Here is a 20,067-nt window from a genome sequence, read left to right as displayed (position 1 = left end):
TTATCTTTGTCCGCCCTTCGGTCGGATGAGTCTCGCTTGACCCCGTGTTCTGTTTCCTGCCTATGTCTGTTTAGCTGAAAGTGCATAGCTGTGCATTTGGCTCTTTTCTATAAAAAATCAAAATCGAACGTAATATGACCAATCTCTGATTTCCGGGTCTGGGATAATCGATTTATGACCAAAAAAGTAGCAGGAAAAGGCTTTTATTCTCATCACAACTTTTTGTTTTTAGCTGGTTTGTGTTAAATTCGCGTACTTTTGTTTTGTGTGTGTTGTTGCACATTGTTATTTATCTTAGGGCTGAGAATAACTATGCATAAGACTAAAAAACAATTACTAAGTACCCTACTTGGTTTATTTATGGTTGGCTGTGGCGAAGGAAGCGGTACGGTTGAAAATAGCCCGAAGGATAATAATTTGGTAACTGTGAATACTGAGTTTGCAGCGACGTATTTACAGAGCCTGGGCTCTGATTTATTTCAGTCAGCATTGAAGTATTCACAGGCTGCGATGGGAGATATGGTTAAGTTAGGCGATCACGACGGTTTAGAGTGTCAGTATCATGGTCGGCTTAAAGTGACCAATACCCAGACCGGAGAAGAACAGCGCTTCGATTGGGTTGTGACTCAACAGGCAGACGGAAAAGTGGTTTCTCAACAGACACTTCCGATAGAGCCTGGTTGTTATGATATGGATTTGGTGCTCACCCTTGATGGTAATGACCAGCAATTCGTCGCTAATATAGCCGGAAAGGAAGTATCTGAAGATCCGTTGAGTGAACTTGATTTTGTGCTCTATCCGAGTTTGGGCGAAACCAAGATCAACATTGATGATGTCCGGTCGCTACCTGTACTCAAAATTGCGTTCTCTTTAGAAGAGCTTTCTGCTCTGGCTGAGCCGCAATTAGGCCTGTCAGTTAACGGTGAACCTGAACAGGTATTTACCCTTAATCAAGCGACGGAAGCGGCTCAGTTTCGTCTTAACCTGGAGCCTGGCTACCATCGGCTTCAGTTGCACCTTTATGATGCTGATATGATGGTTGGTAAGGCCGACAGAAGAGTTAGATTTGCAAGGGATAAGTGTACTAAGGTCGTGGTAGGCGGTGTTAACGCGAAAGCAAACGTCACGCTTACCGAGCTCAAGGATCAGGGGACATTTACCTTTACCATTCCTGATGAAGTGGTGGATGAAGTTGGCTCTGCGCAGGACTTAGCATTAATTGTCCGCCTTGCCCGAGAGAACATGCCAGTGCAGGAACGAGTACTAACGGTACGTTATGATGGCGGCCTCTATAAAGCCAGGGAGCTGTTTGAAACTCAGGGGGTGGATAAAGTTGATGCTTATTTGGCGTTTCATAGAGTTAGTGAAGCGTCCGATGGCTTTAATCTCACGCCTTTTGCCAGTTGCAATATGACGATTAATCTTGGTGACAGCCATAAATCAGAATGCCGACTTAAACTCAAGCGTGAACAGGTGAGAACCAAACAGAGCCTGGGAGCCTTGGTGCTGAATGTGTTGGATAATGAGCAACAGCCAGTGTCGGGGGTAAAGGTCTTCATTGATGGTGAATTAGCCGGGATGACCGGTAATGTGTACAGTACCGGTTCGATAAAAACCTATCTTGTTCCCGGTGAGCACGAGATTCAAGTTGTCGCTGCCGAGAAATTAGTGACGGAAAGCATCATGCTCAAACCGAAGGCAGAACAAAGCAAGATCTTGTATATGTAGTGTCTGTTTTTGCCTATGTTGGCTCTTATAAATCTATGTATGGTGACAGAAATGGCGGCTTCGGCTGCCATTTTTCTTGCTTGTAGGGGGCGTAATTGCGGCCAAAATTTAAAATGTGTAACGCTTTCTTGCCTGCGGGTAAGCAGTTATGAGACCGTTAGCGTTATCTGAAGTATTGATGGGATATCAACATGAATATTTTCTTTGAACGTAAGGAATCTGATGACAAGGTACAGATTACCCTAAAGCCGCATTCTCTCTATGCGATGTTGGCTATGCTGGCTGTGTGGCTGACTAATGATCTGGTTCTACAGTCGGCTCCGATGGCTCAAATTATCATGCCTGTGTTTATGGTCTTTATTGTCATTCGTTTCTTTTCGCTGATCCGGGTGCAGAAAGAAGTACTGGTTGCGATGAAGCAGGGTAAAGTGACCACTTCCGGCAGCAAGTTCTCTTTTTCTAATCCGTTTACCTACATTATTACCAAGTAATCTGAACTGTAGTCTTCTGTAAGCCATACTTAGGCAATACACAGAGGACGGAATCATGCTGAGATTGATTAGCCTGGCGGCGGTGCTCGTCCTGACGGCCTGCGTCAGCCAGTATGAAGCGCAATTGTCGCAACAGCAGGAGTGGGAACAGCTCGGTGCTTACCATGGTGCACAGGGCTACCGGGAATGGGATCAGGATCGTTTGAGCAAGCAGGGCGCGATGACAGAGACCGAATACGAGAAATATCGTGCCGGGTACATGAAAGGGCGCTTTGAATACTGTAGCGGTAAGAAGCAAGTCAGTACCGTGGTCAATCCGGGGTATCCTGATGAATGTAATAACGGTCAGGGTAGCTATGGGCTGATTGATCGGGGTTATTAGTCACTAAGGTATTGATATCAAAAAACAGGCTGCCAAGGCAGCCTGTTTTTATTGCGTACGGTTTAAACGCAAAATTCAGTAATGATTTAGTTGTTGCTGTGCAGTTCGCTGTTCAGTTCAACCGCTGACTTGTTGGTCAGACATTCAATCTGGCCGGTCATTGAGTTGCGGCGGAACAGCAGATCCGGTTTGCCGGCAAGATCGCGAGCTTTAACAAACTCAACTTCTTTGCCGTCGGCATCCAGCATACGTACTTTAGAGCCGGCTGTTACGTACAGGCCTGATTCGATAGTACAGCGGTCGCCCATAGGGAAGCCAAGACCCGCGTTAGCACCCAGCAGGCTGTTTTCACCGATAGAAACCACCACTTTACCGCCGCCAGATAGTGTGCCCATGATAGATGCACCACCACCGATGTCTGAACCGTTGCCAACTACAACGCCTGCAGAAATACGGCCTTCAACCATGCTCACGCCAGTTGTACCTGCGTTGAAGTTAATGAAGCCTTCGTGCATAACGGTTGTGCCTTCACCCACATGCGCGCCAAGGCGAACACGGGAAGTATCAGCAATACGAACGCTGGTCGGAACCACGTAATCGACCATTTTAGGGAATTTATCAACACAGTCGACAGTCAGAACTTCACCGTTCAGGCGAGCTTCCATCTGGCGCTCAGCCAGCTCCGGCAGATCGATTGGGCCGTGGCTGGTCCATGCGATGTTGTGTAGCAGGCCGAAGATACCGTCAAGTACCACACCGTGCGGCTTAACCAGGCGGTGAGAGATAAGCTGAAGTTTCAGGAAGCCTTCAGCAACAGAAGCTGGCTTCTCGTCGGTTGCCAGAATAACGATTACAAGCGGTTGAGTGGATTGTGATGCTTTAGTCGCAAATACTGCACTCTGCTCATCGCCTGCTGCTTTGAATGCTTCAGCCAGCTCTGCACACTGAGCCGGAGCGACTTCAATCGCTTGGTTACCTTCTTTGTAGTTAACCACAGCGGCAATGGCTGCAACCAGTTCGTCAGATGGATTCAGAACCGGAGTCGGGAAGAAAGCTTCAATGATTTTACCGTCACGGTTTTTAGTTGCTGTACCAAGGGCAAGTGAAAAGCTGGCCATTATCGGTAGGTCTCCATATCAAAAGTGTTGAGCACTGCGCTGCAAGGCAGGCAGCTTTATACGATAGCTCGATAACAAGATTGAACCATCATAATGACACTTGGCACGATATTGAAGGGGGCGGCAGAGAATCAGTAGAAAATGGTGAGATTATTTCCTTTGTTATTGAATTTGCATGGAAGCGGTGGAAATGGGCGCATAAAAAAACCTCCGGAACGGAGGTTTATTCATGATGAAGTCATCAGCGCTAAAGATTAAGCCGCATCTTCCTTTGGTTGCTCGGCAACAACTTCAGGTTTAGCTGCTTTCTTTTTTGGGGCCGCTTTTTTCTTGGCACCCAGTGCGATTAGTACTTCTTCACGTTTCTGGGCAAGGAACAAAGACAGTTCTTCTTGCTTGGCTTCATCTTCGAACAGTTCACTCTCGCTTAGTAAAGTGAACATCTCTTCAGCCATATCCAGCATTTTGTCGTATGCGTCGGCTTCGGACTTAGAGGTGAAAGTCATCTTTTCTTCTCCGTTGCGCTCAACCACATATTTGACGATAACAGCCATGGTCACCCTCTCCGAAATTGATTTACTGGCTGTTTATACAGTAGCATAAAGGTCAATGTCCAGAAATAAGCGTGTTAATGTGATGGTACGGGAAAAATTTACTCATATTTATGCTCGCGCCGCCGAAAGGAAAGGCGGTGAAGCCGGATTGGAAAGTTTACTGGCAATCCCGTTAGACGCAGAACAACTCCGGGCAATTCCGGATCATCGCTGGCTGGCGGCGTTCAGTCAGAAAGTGTTTCAGTCCGGAATGAGCTGGAAAGTTGTCCGCAATAAGTGGCCCGGTTTTGAGCAGGTTTTCTTTGATTTCGATATCGAGAAGATGCTGTTGATGCCAACTGAGATGTGGGAGCGCAAAGCAACCGATCCGACTATCATCCGCCATCTTGGTAAAGTGATGACGATTCCGGCCAATGCCCAGATGATCCATGAAGCGGCTGTTGAACATGGCTCCTTTGCAGCAATGGTGGCTGACTGGCCGGGTGACGATATTGTCGGCCTGTGGCGCCACCTGAAAAAGCATGGCAAGCGGCTTGGCGGCAATACCGGCCCGTATACATTAAGGGTGATGGGCAAAGATACATTTATCCTCAGTCAGGATGTTGAGTCGTATCTTCGCAATATAGGCATTATTGATGGTGGGCGGGACACCCAGCGTTCACTTCAGGCTGCCCAGTCGGCTTTCAGCGACTGGCAACAGGAATCTGGCCGTCCGCTTTGTCAGATCAGCCAGATCATTGCCTTCAGCTGCGGCGATAATCGAATTTAAGTTATTTACTGGGATTGCTTATCGCTCAGTTGCCAGTTATGGCAAAACTGAAGAAACAACCTTAGCAGTGGGCTCTGGTATTTTTCTTTGTGATAGAGCAACCAGTACTGGCGTTGCATATCAAGCGGCAGCTCCAGGATAACCAGCCTGTTGTCGTGAACTGCATGTTCCACGGCTAGGCGCGACAGGCAGGTAATACCCAGCCCGGCTGCAGCACAGTTAATAATGGCTTCGGTTGTATTCAGCTCAAATGCCTGATGCCATTTTTCCAGGCGCGGCGCTATCCGGTTCAGGAAGTATTCACGGGTACCTGAGCCCGGCTCGCGTAGGATCCACTCTGACCCTTCCAAATCAGCCAAAGACAGATGGTGTATTTTTGTCAGCGGATGTTCCGGGTGGCAGGCTACGACCATGTCATCACTCAGCCAGGGCAGGATCTCCAAATCGGCTTGCTGTACCTTCCCTTCGACTAAACCGACATCAAGTTCAAATTCGCTCAGCATGTGGCAGATCTGTGCGGTATTAGAAATAAACAGAGTCTGATCTCTGTGTTCGCAGCTGGCCCTGAAGTCTCTTAGCAAGAAAGGGGTGATCTGGTTGCCGACGGTATCACTGGAACCGATCTTGAGTTTGCCGGTAACCGGCCCTGTCTGATCAAACAACTGCTCAATGGCATGGCTGCGGGCTAATAGTTCATCGGCCAGAGGAAGCAGCCGTTTTCCTTGCTCGTTAATGATCAAACGATTGTTGTTGCGGTCGAAAAGTTTGTGTCCGAGGTGCTTTTCCAGTTCAGACAGCGCCATGCTTACCGCGGGCTTGGAGAGAAACAGTTTGTCTGCTGCAGCGGTGATAGTACGCTCCTGGGCGACAGTGACAAAGACCTTGAGCTGTTTAAGGGCAATGTTCATGGTACTTCCATGTTAAGTGGTGCTTAAAGTTGGTTTAAATATATTCAAGTATTCTAAACAGTTCAATTTGGATAGACTCTTTCTGTGTTCAGTTAAAGCCTTGAATACCTAAGGCTAAGTATTTGGAGTGGGATTCATGATCCGGGCAACCAGGAAAAAAGTCGCAGGAGCGCCAACCCCGATGGCAGGACTCGCCCTTGGGATTGCCAGCCTTGGCTGGTGCTGGGAGAACGCCGCTGATCTCAACGGTTACGGTCAGCTGACAGGAGCGGCAATTGCCTCACTGCTGCTGATGGTGTTGTTGGTGAAGTTTATCTGTCACCCGAAGCTGCTTTGGGATGATTTAACTCATCCGGTGGTGGGCAGTGTGGTGCCGACGTTTGCGATGGCACTGATGGTGGTGTCGAAAGCTGTCGGACAATATTTCCCTTTAACCGGTCAGGCACTCTGGTTGGTCGCAGTGGCTCTGCATTTGGTTTTCTTACTGTTGTTTGCATACCACCGAGTTAGTGAGTTTGAATTGCATCATATGGTGCCAAGCTGGTTTGTACCGCCTATCGGTATTATTGTTGCCGATGTCTCTTTCCCGGGAGGAGAGTTGCACCAACTGGCAGAAGGTCTGCTGTATTTCGGTATGGTTGCCTATGCTGTCCTGCTGCCGTTGATGGTTTACCGTCTGATTTTCTGTCATGAAATACCAGATGCCGCCAAACCGACCATTGCCATTATGGCGGCACCGGCCTCACTGTCGCTGGCTGGCTATCTGACAGTGGCTGTAGAGCCGTCTCCACTGGTGATTGGCCTGCTGGCCGGTATCGCGGTATTGATGACTTTTGTTATTTACTTAGCGTTTTATCGCCTGTTGCGGCTGCCTTTCAGTCCGGGGTATGCGGCCTTCACATTCCCAATGGTGATTAGCGCGACAGCTCTGTTCAAAGCTGCAGCCTGGATGGCAGGGATGGGACTGGAAAGCCATTATGTCGGTCAGGTGTTGATGTTGGCAAAAGCCGAACTGTTTATAGCCACTTTGGTTGTCGGGTATGTCGCGCTGCGTTATCTGGCTTATTACCGCCCGGTCAGCCAAATGTTCAGACCTCTGCCACAGCAAGCCTGAGTTACTGAAAATCCGGTTATAGCCCGGGCTGTTGCTGATGTAGCAGCCCGGGCTTTTTCCGTTTGCAGCCAGTAGCCTATTGGTAGACAATCGTTGTAATTTTCTCTTTTCGTGAGATATCTGCGTGTTTACTGTCTATCACTCAAATCAGCTCGATCTGCTGAAATCCCTTTTGGTTGAACTTATCCGTCGCGAGCCGCTGGATAACCCGTTCGAGCAGGAGCAAATCCTGGTACAGAGTCCGGGCATGTCGCAATGGCTGAAGCTGGAGCTGGCGAAGTCCCTTGGCATTGCCGCCAATATTGAATTCCCGCTACCGGCTACCTTCATCTGGAACATGTTCACCAAGGTGCTTAGCGATGTGCCGGAGCGAAGTGCATTCAATAAAGAAGCGATGACCTGGAAGTTAATGCAGGTGTTGCCGCAACAGCTGGATAAGCCTGAATTTGAGCCGCTGGCCCGCTATCTGAGTGAGGACGACCAGCAGCAAAAGAGCTACCAGCTGGCAGAAAAGATTGCAGATATCTTTGACCAGTATTTAGTGTACCGCCCGGAGTGGATTCAGTCCTGGGAGTCAGATCAGGTCGATCCTGAGCTGGTGGCGGATCACCCTTGGCAGCCGCTGCTGTGGCAGGCGCTATATGATCAGACTTTGGCTCTCGACCAGTCGCCGTACCACAGGGCTAACTTGTACGATAACTTTATCGAGACTCTGGAAAGTTACCTGCAAAGCGGTTCTCCGCTACCGGAAGGTCTGCCAAAGCGCCTGTTCGTATTCGGTATCTCGGCTCTGCCGCCGCGCTATCTCGATGCCCTTGCTGCGTTGGGTAAGCATATCGATGTCCACTTGATGTTCACCAACCCTTGTCGCCATTACTGGGGGGAAGTGCGGGATCGTAAATATCTCGCCCGCCTTGCAGCCAAGCAGCGTCAGCAGTTGCAATGGTGCGCCGATCACAGTGAGCTTGGTGGTGTCGTTTCTCCGCTGAAGGGAGATATCGAGGCCAACCTGGTTGATGATACCCATGAAGGCGCAGTCGGTAATACCTTGCTGGCGTCACTGGGTAAGCTGGGGCGGGATAACCTGTACCTGCTGTCGGAGATGGAAGCCTATGATGTCGAAGCTTTTGTCGATATCGAACCGGATTCCATGTTGCATTCGATTCAAGCCGATATCCTTAATCTTGAAGATCGTGTCAATGATGAGCTGACTGAAACCAGCCTCCACAAGTTGGCGATCTCGCCGCAGGACCAGTCGCTGGCTGTCCACGCCTGCCACTCGCCGATGCGAGAGGTTGAGGTGTTGCATGACAAGCTGCTGGCGATGATGGCTGATAATCCGGAACTGTCGCCGCGAGACATCGTAGTTATGGTGGCCGATATCAACAGCTACAGCCCGTATATTCAGGCGGTGTTCGGTAACGCGCCGGGTGAGCGCTACATTCCTTTCTCTATTTCTGACCGCAGTGCCGACCAGGAAAATCCGGTTCTGCTGGCCTTCCTGCGTTTATTGGAACTGCCGGAGAGCCGCTGTCAGGCTTCTGAGTTGCTGGAGCTGCTGGAAGTACCGGCGGTGATGGCGAAGTTCGGTTTTGACAGCGAGCGTTTTGAACGGGTTAAAGGTTGGATTGAAGAAGTCGGGATCCGCTGGGGGTTGGATGACGGCACGGCCAGTGAATTCCAGTTGCCGCGTCAGCAACAAAATACCTGGCTGTTCGGTTTGCAGCGGATGCTGCTCGGTTACGCCATGCCGCAGGATGCCGGATTGTATCAGGGTGTGCTGGCCTATGATGAGGTACAGGGTATGGATGCCGAGCTGGCCGGGCAGCTCGGTTTATTTGTCGAAATGCTGATGCACTACCGCACTTTGCTTGCCAAGCCACAGCCGGTGGCGGAGTGGATTTCAGTACTTAACCAGCTGTTGGATGATTTCTTTGCCGTCGATACTGACGGCGAGATGGTATTACGGATGATCCGCGACAAGCTGCAGCAACTTGAGCAGCAGCTGAAAGATGCTGGTTATCAGGATGAGATCACGCCGAAAGTGCTGCGTGATTACCTCAACAGCAAGTTATCGGGTGAGCGGGTCAGTCAGCGTTTCCTTGCCGGTCAGGTAAACTTTTGTACCCTGATGCCAATGCGTTCGATCCCGTTCAAGGTAGTGTGCCTGTTGGGGATGAATGACGGTATCTATCCACGCTCTATTCCGCCGGAAGGCTTTGATCTGATGACCGGACGAACCCGTTATGGTGACCGCTCCCGCCGTGATGATGACCGCTACCTGTTCCTTGAGGCCCTGCAGTCAGCTCAGGAAACGTTGTACATCAGTTATGTCGGACGTTCTATTCAGGACAACAGTGAAAAAATGCCGTCGGTACTGGTTAGCGAGCTGCTGGAATACTGCCAGCAGGGATACTGTCTTAAAGGGGATGAAGCTCTGCCTGCCGATCAGTCGGCAGAGCGCCTGGCGAAAGCTATGCTACATGTCCACCCATTGGTGCCGTTCAGTCCGGAAGCCTTTTTGGGAGCTGCACCGAGTTATGCCGCAGAATGGTTGCCCGCAGCCAGTCGAGAGTTGATTGCAACGCCTGAATTTCAGGAGCAGCCACTTATTGCCGAGCCTGAAGACAGTATCGGCATGCCAGTACTGGAGCTGGCCGAACTGTCTCGCTTCTGGCGTCTGCCTGTGCAGTATTTCTTTAACCGCCGCCTGAAAGTGTTCTTTGAACCGGCAGCAGGCGCAGTCGAAGATGACGAGCCGTTTGTTCTAGATGGTCTGAGCCGTTATCAGCTTCGCAGTGATTTGCTGACGACTTTCCTTGATAGTCACCTTCAGGGAGAAAGCAATAAAGACGCCGTATTTGAGCGCTTTGCCGAATATCAGCAGGCCGCGGGTGGCCTGCCGCTGGCTGAGTTTGGTGAGCTGGAGCTGATGGATGAGCGGGGGCAGATTGAAAGTCTGGCTGACAAAGTAGCCGGTCTGCTGGCCGACTCACTGCCGGATGTTGAAGTTGACCTGTTAATTGAGATTGAAGGACGGTCTGTGCAATTGCAGGGCTGGCTCAAGTATCACAGCCGGAGTGGGCTAGTTCGTTATCGTCCGGGCAAGGTCAGGGCACAGGATATTCTGCAGGGCTGGATCGAACATTTGTGTTTGGCTCTGGTCGCTGAATCGAAAGACACTCATTTGATTGGCATTGACGGTCACTACTGGCTGGAACCGGTCAATGCTGAATATGCCCGTGAACAGTTGGCAGTATTAATGCAAGCGTACTATCAGGGACTGACCCGACCGCTGGCATATTTCCCCCGCACCGCACTTGCCGGTTTGCAGGCTTGCCAGGATAAGCAGGGTAACTGGTGCGATGATGCCGATATTCTGGATAAAGCAAAAGCGAAGATGGCAGAAGCCTTTAACGGCGGTTACATGTTCGAAGGTGAAGGAAACAATGTTTATATCTACCGGGTATGGCCGGAGTGGAATAGTGAACTGGCTGATGATGCCACACAACAGGCAGAACAATTGCTCAAACCGGCATTACTGCACCTGCATTTGAAGAAAGAGGATTAATCACGAAGGGGGTAGGTGGCCGTCGATAAATCATTATTGATTGTAGGGTGTTCACCGTACGGCCACAGGTCCAGAGGTAGACCAAATTCGTGACGCAGATAGTAGCGGATCGAATTGGGATAAACCGTGAAACAGCTCTCATAGTGATAGAACTCAAAGTTGGCTAATTCGATATTTTTGTTTGAATTTGTGCTCGATCACAAAAATTTATTTTGCCCGAACCCATGTTCGTGCAATAACAGGAACTTGCGCATCCTATGACTCAACAACACATTTCGCCTGACCTTACTGATCCTGTGGTACTCATTGAGCCGCAGGAGCTTAAGCCGATGACCTTCCCGTTGCACGGTAACAGGCTGATTGAAGCCTCGGCCGGTACGGGCAAGACGTTTACCATTGCCAGTCTGTACCTGCGCCTGCTGCTCGGGCATGGTGATAACAACAGCCGCTTCCCTCGCGAGCTGACGGTTGATCAGATTCTGGTGGTGACTTTTACCGAAGCGGCAACTGCGGAGCTGCGTGATCGTATTCGCCGCCGGATCCATGATGCCCGGCTGGCATTCAGCCGAGGCCATAGTGACGATCCGGTGATCAAACCCTTGTTGGATGATCTTGCCGATCATAAAGCGGCGGCATCGATCCTGCTGCAGGCCGAACGTCAGATGGATGAAGCTGCCATTTTCACGATTCATGGTTTCTGTCAGCGGATGCTGACCCAGAATGCGTTTGAGTCTGGCAGCCTGTTCAACAATGAGTTCGTCACCGAAGAGAGTCACCTTCGGGCGCAGGTGGTGGCTGATTACTGGCGCCGCAACTTCTACCCATTGCCGAAAACACTGGCTGGTGAGGTGCGCAGCATCTGGGTATCGCCGGCAACTTTGCTACGTGATGTTAACCCGTTTTTATCCGGTGCCGAGGTGGAAATTCGTGCGCCGGAGCTGAAAGATTCGTTGCAACAGGTTCATGACGACAATATTGCCCGAATTGAGCATGTGAAGCGCCTGTGGCGTACTGATGCGGCTGATTTCCAGGATTTGATTGCTGGTTCCGGGGTCAACAAGCGCAGTTATACCAAGACCAGTTTGCCGAAGGCACTGGCGGAAGTCAGTGCCTGGGCCGAACAGGAAACCTCTGGTTACCAGTTACCGAAAGCGCTGGAAAAATTTGATCAACAGGTGCTGTTTGATAAGACCAGCAAAGGTAATCCGCCGGAGCATCCTGTGTTTGTTGCTATTGGCGAGCTGCTGGCTAACAAGCCGAATGTCAGGGATCCGCTGCTGGCACATGCTATCAGAGAGTGCCGTCAGTTGCTGACTGAGGCCAAACGTCGTAAAGGCTGGCTGTCATTTGACGATCTGCTGACCCAACTGGCTGCGGCGCTGAGCAATGATACAGACGGCAGCCTGGCTGCGCGGATCCGTACTCTGTTTCCGGTTGCGATGATCGATGAATTCCAGGATACCGATCCGCTTCAGTACAGCATTTTTAACACTGTTTATGGTGAAAAGCCGTCAGAAGCTGAAGTTGACGCTGGCAGTGACGAGTCGGCCTGTGGACTGTTTATGATCGGTGACCCGAAGCAGGCGATTTATGCCTTCCGTGGTGCTGATATCTTTACTTATATTCAGGCTCGTCGCCAGGTGAAAGCTCACTACACCCTGGGAACCAACTGGCGTTCAACAGCTGAAATGGTTGAAGCTGTCAACACAATCTTCCTCACGTCGCAGCGCCCGTTTATTTATGATCAGGACATTACTTTCCTGCCGGTGAACCACAGCCCGAAGGCAACGGATCGGAGCTGGCAATTGGCAGGGAGCAAGCAACCAGCATTGAGTTTCTGGCGTCAGGAAGCTGATGAACCGGTTAGAAAAGGCGATTACCAGCAGGTGATGGCAGCCGCGACTGCTGCGGAAATTCAGAAGATCCTTACGCTTTCACAACTGGGTGAAGCAGTGCTGGTCGAAGGCGAGAAGCGCCAAGCGATCCGGGCCGGTGATATATCAGTACTGGTGCGTACCGGTGCGGAAGGGGCGATGATCCGTCATGCTTTGGCAGAGCAGGGGATTGCCAGTGTTTATCTGTCGAACCGTGACAGTGTCTTCGCCAGTGCCGAAGCTTGTGATATCCAGCGTCTGCTGGTGGCGGTTCTGGTGCCGGAAGAAGAACGCAGCCTGCGTGCGGCGTTGGCTTCCGGCCTGTTTGCGTTCAGTGCCAGTCAGCTTGATGAGCTCAATGTCGATGAAGACAAATGGGAACAGCATGTGGCGGAATTCCGGGAATATCGCAAACTGTGGCATAGCCGCGGGGTATTGCCGATGCTGCGCCATGTGCTGGCGAGCCGTCGGATCCCTGAGCGTCTGCTGAGTGAAAACGGCGGAGAGCGTCGCCTGACAGATATCCTCCATATCGGCGAGCTACTTCAACAGGCAAGTCAGACGCTCGACAGTGACCACGCGCTGATCCGCTGGCTGGCTGAACATATCGAAGAGCCTAACGGTAATGCCGAAGAGCAGCAGTTGCGCCTGGAATCAGATCGTAATCTGGTGCAAATCGTTACTATCCATAAATCCAAAGGTCTGGAATATGACATCGTCTTCCTGCCGTTTGTCTGTGGTTACCGGGCGGCGGGGACGGCCCTGTTCCATGATGAGCAGACTCAGCAGGCAGTGCTGGATGTTGCCGGTACCGACGAGAGTATGGAGCTGGCTGAGAAAGAGCGCCTGGCAGAAGATCTGCGTCTGATTTATGTGGCCCTGACCCGTGCTGTCTACGGTTGTTATATCGGTATGTCACCGTTGCGTAACGGGCTAAGTCGTAAAGAGCCGACTGGATTGCATAATTCAGCGATTGGCTGGTTGGTTCAGGACTGTCAGGAAGGAAGTGTGGCAGATCTGGATGCGGCGCTTGCACGTCTGGTTCAGGCATCATCGACCATGGCTGTCGTTACCCCGCCAGAGCTGCCGGAGTCACCATGGACTCCGTTGGAAGAAGAAAAAACGGCTCTGTCTGCCGCTCAGTTTACAACAGAAATTGAACGTAACTGGTGGATCACCAGTTACTCGGGGTTGGTTAAGCAAGGCAGTCATCATCTTGATGCCTCATTTGAACTGCCGGGTTTTGATACCGATTCTTCACAGGACAGTGACGGCGAAGACGGTGAATTAGTCGAGCCGGAGCGTACTATTTATACCTTCCCGCGCGGTGCGCGTCCGGGTACTTTCCTGCACACTTTGTTTGAAGAAATTGAGTTCACTGAGCCGGTCGACAGCGAAGCTACCCGCAGTAAGATTCTTGAACTGTTGAGACTGGAAAACTATGACGAGGAGTGGTTGCCGGTACTGCAAACCATGATTCGTGATGTGCTGAGTTGTAACCTTGACGGTGACTGCCTGCAACTGGGCAGGGTACAGGCTTCCAGCCGCCTGACCGAAATGGAGTTTATGTTGCCGATCAATGTGCTGTCGGCACCTTTGCTCAATAAGGTGATTGCCCGTCATGATCCCCTGTCAGCAAAGGCCGGGGAATTGGGTTTCACCACGGTCAGCGGGATGCTCAAGGGCTTTATCGACTTGGTGTTTGAGCATCAGGGACGCTATTACGTTCTGGACTGGAAATCGAATCACCTCGGTGATGATCCGGATGTTTACCGGGGCGATAAGCTGGCTCATGCGATGGCTGAACACCGTTACGATCTTCAGTACCAGCTTTATGCGCTGGCACTGCACCGTTTCCTCAAGAGCCGTAAGGCTGATTATGACTACGACACCCATTTCGGTGGTGTCTACTACCTGTTCCTGCGTGGTGTCAGGGCTGAGGGTGATAGCGGTATTTTCAATGCCCGCCCGAGTCTGGAGTTGCTGACTGAACTGGAAACACTGATTGACGGAGAATACCTGGATGCTTAAACGGCTTGAATTACTTTCCCGGCAAGGGGCTATCCGTCCGCTGGATTATCAGTTCGCTAAGTTTATAGCAGCGACAGTGGCGGCTTCAGACTGCGAAGAAACCCGTCAGCTGGTGACACTGGCGGCGGCACAAACCAGCTATGAACTCGGGCAGGGGCATGTCTGCCTACTGCTGTCCAAACTGGAACGAGGTCATGTATTGGGATTGGGGACAGAGCATTCCAGCCAGTTACTTGAAGGTCTGCCGGCATTGGAGACGTGGGGCTCGGTCCTGTCTGCTTCGGCGGCTGTGTCTGTCGGCCACGGAGCGACGCCATTGGTGCTGGAGCACGGACGTTTGTATCTCAACCGTTACTGGCAGTTTGAGCAGACGGTTGCTTCGCGCCTGAAACAGTCATCGGGCTCTGCGTCATCGGTTGCTGTTGCGATGCCTCAGATGGCCGCTAAACTCGATGAATTATTTGCTCGCAGTTACACCTATTTGTTTGAAGCGTTGCAGAAGCTGCGCAATGAGGAAAAAGCAGAGCCGGATAGTCCGCAGGCGCGTCAGGCGGAAGTGTGCGATAAGCTAGATGTGGTCGCAGCCGGAGAACTCGACTGGGGTGCCATCGACCGGGTCTTGACAGCGGCTACCCGAGCCTCTGATCTGGCGATGCTGGATACTTTAGTGCCGAATGCGGTTTGCCTGAACTGGCAGAAAGTGGCGGCCGCGGTTGCGCTGACCCGTCAGTTTGCCGTCATTTCCGGCGGGCCGGGGACAGGTAAAACCACGACGGTTGCTAAGCTGCTGGCAGCTCTGGTGACTCAGGCAATGCAGGCCAGTGGCGGTGATGCCGAACAGGTGCCGACCATCAAATTGGTAGCGCCAACCGGTAAAGCGGCGGCGCGTCTGACAGAGTCGATTGGTGCTGCGGTGCAGTCACTGGCAATTGAGAAGGAAGTGAAAGATCTGATCCCGACCCAGTCCAGTACTATTCACCGTCTGCTGGGTTCGATTCCGAATCGGGTTGAATTCCGTCATAACCGTGAAAACCCGCTGCACCTTGATGTGCTGGTTGTTGATGAAGCCTCAATGGTGGATTTGCCGATGATGGCCCGCCTGTTGGATGCGATGCCGCCTCACGCTAAGCTGATTTTGCTGGGGGACCGGGATCAGTTGGCCTCGGTTGAAGCCGGTGCTGTGCTGGGGGATATCTGCTCTTTCTCGAATCAGGAATACAGTCCGGAGCAGGGTGAGCAGCTTAGCCTGCTCACCGGCTACCGTTTTGCTGCTGCCGTGGAAGGCGGAGCGGCAACAGTGGCAGATAGCCTATGTATGCTGCGCAAGAGCTACCGATTCCATGCTCAGTCTGGGATCGGCCAGCTGGCTAAAGCCATTAATGGTGGTCAGCCGCATCAGGTTGAGCAGGTCTGGCAGCAAGGTTTTAAGGATATTCACCAGTACCCGCTTTGTACCGAGAGCTATGAACGGATGATCAATATGACGGTGAACTTTTACCGTGATTACCTTGATGCGATTGAAATCGGTGAGAAACCGGAAAAGGTATTGAAAGCATTTTCACGGGTACGTCTGCTTTGTGCGCTGAGGGAAGGGGACTTCGGTGTTTCCGGCCTTAACCAGCGTATTGAACGAGGGCTTATGCGGGCGGGTAAGATCAATCCGGGGGATGACACCTGGTATGTTGGTCGTCCGGTGATGATCACCCGAAACGATCATGGTCTCGGCCTGTATAACGGTGATATCGGTATTGCTATGCTGGATGCCGAGCCGGATCCGCAAACCGGAAAGCGCCGCCTGCGGGTATATTTTGATATGCCGGACGGTTCTATCCGTGCGGTATTGCCGAGCCGTCTGCCTGAGCATGAGACGGTGTATGCCATGACCATCCATAAATCACAGGGGTCGGAGTTTGCCGATACCCTGATGGTGTTGCCGACCGATTTCAGCCCGATCCTGACCCGCGAGCTGATTTACACAGGTGTAACCCGAGCCAAGGAGAAGCTGTATATGTTTGCCTTGCCGGAGATTGTTCATCGCTCGGTGCGTTTGCGCACAGAGCGGGCCAGTGGTCTGGCTCAGCTGCTTGGTTAGGCAAGGGGATTCAGGAGTATAGTTTAGTGGAAGAGCCGGCTTGTGCCGGCTCTTTTTGTTTGAGGCGATGTTTGAAGCTATAGCTCCAGAATTAAAATTTTAGAGCGGCGCTGGAAGTTATAGAGGGCTTTTTTGGCCATCGGCAGCTGATCGACACTGGATTCATAAAATCCCTGTTCCAGGAACCAGTGCAGGCTACGGGTAGTCAGGACGAAAAGTTGCTTCAGGCCAATGCTTTTAGCCTGCTGGCGTAATTTGTTGAGCAGGATAACGCCCCGGTCGCCGTCGCGGTAATCGGGATGAATGGCGACACAGGCCATCTCCGCCATTCCTTCATCTTCAAACGGGTACAGGGCGGCACAGCCGATGATCAGACCATCGCGCTCGATAATGGTAAATTGCCCGATTTCTTGCTCCAGCTGTTCCCGTGAGCGGCGTACCAGAATTCCGTCCTGCTCCAACGGGCGGATTAGGGCCAGTATTCCGCCGATATCATCAATGCCAGCCTGGCGGGTCTTCTCGGCACTGGCCATAACTATCTGGGTGCCGATACCGTCGATGGAGAACAGCTCCTGGATCAGCGCGCCATCCTCTTTGTAACTGATCAGGTGGCTGCGGGGAACGCCTGCCAGACAGGCTGTGATTGCGCCACGCAGGAAGCGTCCTGTACCGCAGTCGTCAGCATCATTTTCTATCAGCTTTTGCAGGGCTTGTTCTGCTTCGTGAGGCAGCATCTCTGAGGCGACACTACCGTCATCATTAAGCACTCCTTGTTCGGAGCAGAAGCCGATCAGCTTATCGGCTTTGAGGCGGATTGCGAGCTGGGTGGCAACTTCTTCTGAAGTGAGGTTGAAGCACTCGCCGGTGACGGAGCTGGCGATTGGTCCCAGCAGGACAACGGCACCTTGTTCAAGCTGGCGATTGATAGCCTGGCAGTCTATGCGTCGGATCCGGCCACTGTTGTGATAGTCGGTACCGTCATCAACCCCGAGCGGCTGGGCAATAATGAAGTTGCCGCTGACGATATGGATCTGCGAGCCAGCCATCGGGGTATTGTTCAGCCCCATGGAAAAACGAGCGGTGATATCGAGCTGGAGCTGTCCGGCAGCCTGTTTCGCCAGCTCAAGGGTGCGCTTATCGGTGACTCGGATCCGTTTGTGATAAGGACTGGAAACGTTATGCGCCTCAAGCAATTGATTGATCTGCGGTCGGGCGCCGTAAACCAGCACGATGCGCAGGCCAAGGCTGGTCAGCAAGGCGATATCATTAACAATACGGGGGAAGTTGCTGTCGGCAATGGCTTCACCACCGAGCATGATCACTATTGTTTTGCCGTTATGGGCGTTGAGGTACGGTGCGGATTGGCGAAATCCTTTTACCAAATCGGTACTTCGTAGCTTCACTGTCATACATCCGTGTTATTTATTGAGTGATTTGTTATTAGGCTGCTATTAGTGTGAGGCATCATTCAGTTTATCGTCGAAAAATGCTTAATAATTATGCAAGCATAGTCGCTGATAATAGTGGTTGGTTCAAGCAGTACCGTTCAGCATCAAAGCGGATTTTTTGGATTCAAGATCTCGTTGTCGTACTCCATATTGTTCATTTTGTCGAAAACTGACTTGCTTGAGGTATATTCAGAATTGATCAAATTGAGAATCCGCCCTATGAAGAAAAACCAGAAAATGAAAATGCAGTTTGCCTTCGTTGTGGCGGGTGTTGCGATCGGCTTTCTCTTCTCAGCCATGCTTGCAGTTGGCGCTATTGATGCACAAACGCTTGGTCAGGAGCCGCCTCCTGATATCAACGGTGTTTGGGTAGAAAAAGAAGTTGCCCCTTATGTTGCTGACCGTTTTGAAATTCGCCCGGAGGGTGTGTTTGTCGGTGGTCGTCAGGTTACCACTCGATATGATTGGGATGGTGAGATTCTCAGTTATCGTAAGGGTGATGACACCTATGTCTATAAGCTTCATGAAGGCCGTTTGGTTCGTCAGCAGCCGGCGCATTACATTTCGTCTTTTGCCCGTGAAGGCGATCCTGATCATTGCCTGCTCAATTGCACATAATTTTACTCATCTCTTTCCCTTTCCTTCCTGAAAACTGTCGGCTCCGTTAAGTTTTGTTGCTGTCGCAGGTAACTGTTTTTGATAAAAGACAGAGCTCTGACATATTGTTTTATACAAAGTGTTAAACATTCTTACTTTCATGCCGTCATCGCTTTGTGCATACTTGCGATGAAAATATCCTAATTATTTCATAGGTCTTTACCGTGTTTCGTAAAGCAACAATTGCAATGTTAATTCTGGGTCTGGTCGGTTGTGCCAGGCCGACAGACCATGGTCAGCAATATATTGATGGCCGTTTTGACCAGGTATTAAATCAGGTATCGACGGTAGAGTCTGATAAACCGAGGGATTACAGCCAGTTTGAACAGCAGATGGAGCTGGTATTGGAGCGTTCGCCGTCAATGGCTGCAAAGTATCAGCCGCTTTATCAGCACCTTCAGAAGTGGGCTGAGGATAGTGGTGACCCGACACAACTGAGTAATTACGGCATCCAGATAGCCCAGATGGGCGGTGCTGATGATTTCGGTAATGTCATGTTTACCGGTTACTTCTCGCCGGTGATTGAACTGCGCCATGAGCCGAATGAAAAATTCCGCTATCCGGTTTACGCCATGCCGAAATGTGAAGAGCAGTGTCCGACCCGTGCCGATATTTACGCCGGTGCGCTTGAAGGACTTGGGTTGGAACTGGGTTACAGCGCTTCGATGCTGGATATCTTCATGATGGAAGTGCAGGGCAGTGGCTTTGTTCACTTTGAAGATAACGACCAGCTGCAGTATTTCGCTTATAACGGCAAGAACGGTCATCCTTATGTCAGTATCGGTAAGGTGCTGATTGAGCGTGATGAAGTTCCACGCGAGAAGATGTCGCTCAAAGCCATTAAAGATTGGGTCAGCCAGCAGGATCACGCTTCTGTAAGGGAGCTGCTGGAGCAGAACCCGTCTTTTGTGTTCTTCAAACCACAAGACAGCCTGGATGTAATGGGGACAGCCGGTATTCCGCTTCAGGCCCACGCTTCAGTCGCGGCGGATCGTGAATACCTGCCGATGGGTAGTGTGTTGTTGGCAGAAGTGCCGCAGCTTGACAGCGAGGGCAATTGGAACGGCCAGCATGTGCTTAAATTATTAATGGCGCTGGATACTGGCGGTGCGGTGAAGAAAAACCATCTGGATCTCTACCATGGTATGGGGCCGCAAGCCGGGCTTGATGCCGGCCATTACAAACATTACGGCCGGGTATGGAAGCTGGGGCTTGAGGGCAGCCAGACCGGAAGTCCATGGCAGAATGTTGGCGGGTAGACCTTCATAGGCAATAATGCAAGTTTGCCTGGCCCACAGGCTGGACAATTGTTATCAGAGCGCGTATAAAA

The 20,067-nt window shown here is 51.3% G+C and carries 14 protein-coding genes; 10 read left to right on the top strand and 4 right to left on the bottom strand.

Annotation, left to right across the window (positions count from 1 at the left end):
• Window positions 1–312: 312 nt before the first annotated feature.
• The 3 genes from C942_RS22935 to C942_RS22925 all read left to right on the top strand — a co-directional run bounded on the left by C942_RS22935 (window position 313) and on the right by C942_RS22925 (window position 2,601).
• A complete protein-coding gene (locus C942_RS22935) occupies window positions 313–1,728 on the top strand; it encodes a hypothetical protein (protein WP_007470938.1) in 1,416 nt (471 codons plus the stop codon).
• 191 nt (window positions 1,729–1,919) lie between these two features.
• Window positions 1,920–2,219: a hypothetical protein gene (locus C942_RS22930; RefSeq protein WP_007470935.1), complete on the top strand. Its 300-nt coding sequence runs from the start codon at window positions 1,920–1,922 to the stop codon at window positions 2,217–2,219.
• A 55-nt stretch (window positions 2,220–2,274) separates the two neighbouring features.
• Entirely contained in the window at window positions 2,275–2,601 is a 327-nt protein-coding gene (locus C942_RS22925; RefSeq protein ID WP_036801581.1) for a DUF2799 domain-containing protein, read from the top strand.
• An 86-nt stretch (window positions 2,602–2,687) separates the two neighbouring features.
• Here the strand turns inward: C942_RS22925 and dapD are convergent, their stop codons facing one another.
• Both dapD and C942_RS22915 read right to left on the bottom strand, forming a co-directional pair.
• Window positions 2,688–3,719, bottom strand: a complete 1,032-nt coding sequence (gene dapD, locus C942_RS22920) for a 2,3,4,5-tetrahydropyridine-2,6-dicarboxylate N-succinyltransferase (protein WP_007470931.1) — start codon at window positions 3,717–3,719, stop codon at window positions 2,688–2,690.
• A gap of 254 nt (window positions 3,720–3,973) precedes the next feature.
• Complete coding sequence (locus tag C942_RS22915; protein WP_007470929.1) at window positions 3,974–4,273, bottom strand: YebG family protein; 300 nt, start codon at window positions 4,271–4,273, stop codon at window positions 3,974–3,976.
• A gap of 82 nt (window positions 4,274–4,355) precedes the next feature.
• Here C942_RS22915 and C942_RS22910 point away from each other — a divergent pair, with 82 nt between their 5' ends.
• Window positions 4,356–5,042 carry a DNA-3-methyladenine glycosylase I gene (locus C942_RS22910; protein WP_036801590.1) on the top strand — a complete coding sequence of 229 codons (687 nt, stop codon included), beginning with the start codon at window positions 4,356–4,358 and terminating at the stop codon, window positions 5,040–5,042.
• Between the two features lie 5 nt (window positions 5,043–5,047).
• Here C942_RS22910 and C942_RS22905 read toward each other — a convergent pair whose 3' ends face one another.
• Window positions 5,048–5,950, bottom strand: a complete 903-nt coding sequence (locus tag C942_RS22905; protein ID WP_007470926.1) for a LysR family transcriptional regulator — start codon at window positions 5,948–5,950, stop codon at window positions 5,048–5,050.
• Window positions 5,951–6,086: 136 nt separating this feature from the next.
• On the opposite strand from C942_RS22905, the gene C942_RS22900 reads away from it, so the two are divergent.
• The 4 genes from C942_RS22900 to recD all read left to right on the top strand — a co-directional run bounded on the left by C942_RS22900 (window position 6,087) and on the right by recD (window position 16,632).
• A complete protein-coding gene (locus tag C942_RS22900; protein WP_007470923.1) occupies window positions 6,087–7,064 on the top strand; it encodes a TDT family transporter in 978 nt (325 codons plus the stop codon).
• Window positions 7,065–7,188: 124 nt separating this feature from the next.
• Window positions 7,189–10,635 carry an exodeoxyribonuclease V subunit gamma gene (recC, locus tag C942_RS22895; protein ID WP_007470921.1) on the top strand — a complete coding sequence of 1,149 codons (3,447 nt, stop codon included), beginning with the start codon at window positions 7,189–7,191 and terminating at the stop codon, window positions 10,633–10,635.
• Window positions 10,636–10,892: 257 nt separating this feature from the next.
• Window positions 10,893–14,540 (top strand): exodeoxyribonuclease V subunit beta, encoded by a 3,648-nt coding sequence (gene recB, locus C942_RS22890; RefSeq protein WP_083882398.1) that lies wholly within the window; start codon window positions 10,893–10,895, stop codon window positions 14,538–14,540.
• On the top strand, window positions 14,533–16,632 hold the full coding sequence (gene recD, locus C942_RS22885) for an exodeoxyribonuclease V subunit alpha (protein WP_007470916.1): 2,100 nt from the start codon (window positions 14,533–14,535) through the stop codon (window positions 16,630–16,632). Before recB ends, recD begins: the two co-directional genes overlap by 8 nt.
• A gap of 77 nt (window positions 16,633–16,709) precedes the next feature.
• On the opposite strand, the gene argA is transcribed toward recD, so the two are convergent.
• Complete coding sequence (argA, locus tag C942_RS22880; protein ID WP_036801587.1) at window positions 16,710–18,035, bottom strand: amino-acid N-acetyltransferase; 1,326 nt, start codon at window positions 18,033–18,035, stop codon at window positions 16,710–16,712.
• Between the two features lie 264 nt (window positions 18,036–18,299).
• Here argA and C942_RS22875 point away from each other — a divergent pair, with 264 nt between their 5' ends.
• Window positions 18,300–18,698 (top strand): DUF2850 domain-containing protein, encoded by a 399-nt coding sequence (locus C942_RS22875; RefSeq protein WP_007470913.1) that lies wholly within the window; start codon window positions 18,300–18,302, stop codon window positions 18,696–18,698.
• 203 nt (window positions 18,699–18,901) lie between these two features.
• Window positions 18,902–19,996 (top strand): murein transglycosylase A, encoded by a 1,095-nt coding sequence (gene mltA / locus C942_RS22870; protein ID WP_083882397.1) that lies wholly within the window; start codon window positions 18,902–18,904, stop codon window positions 19,994–19,996.
• Window positions 19,997–20,067: the final 71 nt, after the last annotated feature.

This window comes from Photobacterium marinum (assembly GCF_000331515.1).
In the GTDB taxonomy this organism is placed as follows: Bacteria; Pseudomonadota; Gammaproteobacteria; order Enterobacterales; family Vibrionaceae; genus Photobacterium; species Photobacterium marinum.
Note: the sequence above shows the minus strand (reverse complement) of the source record. Positions and strands in the feature narration are given on the sequence as shown.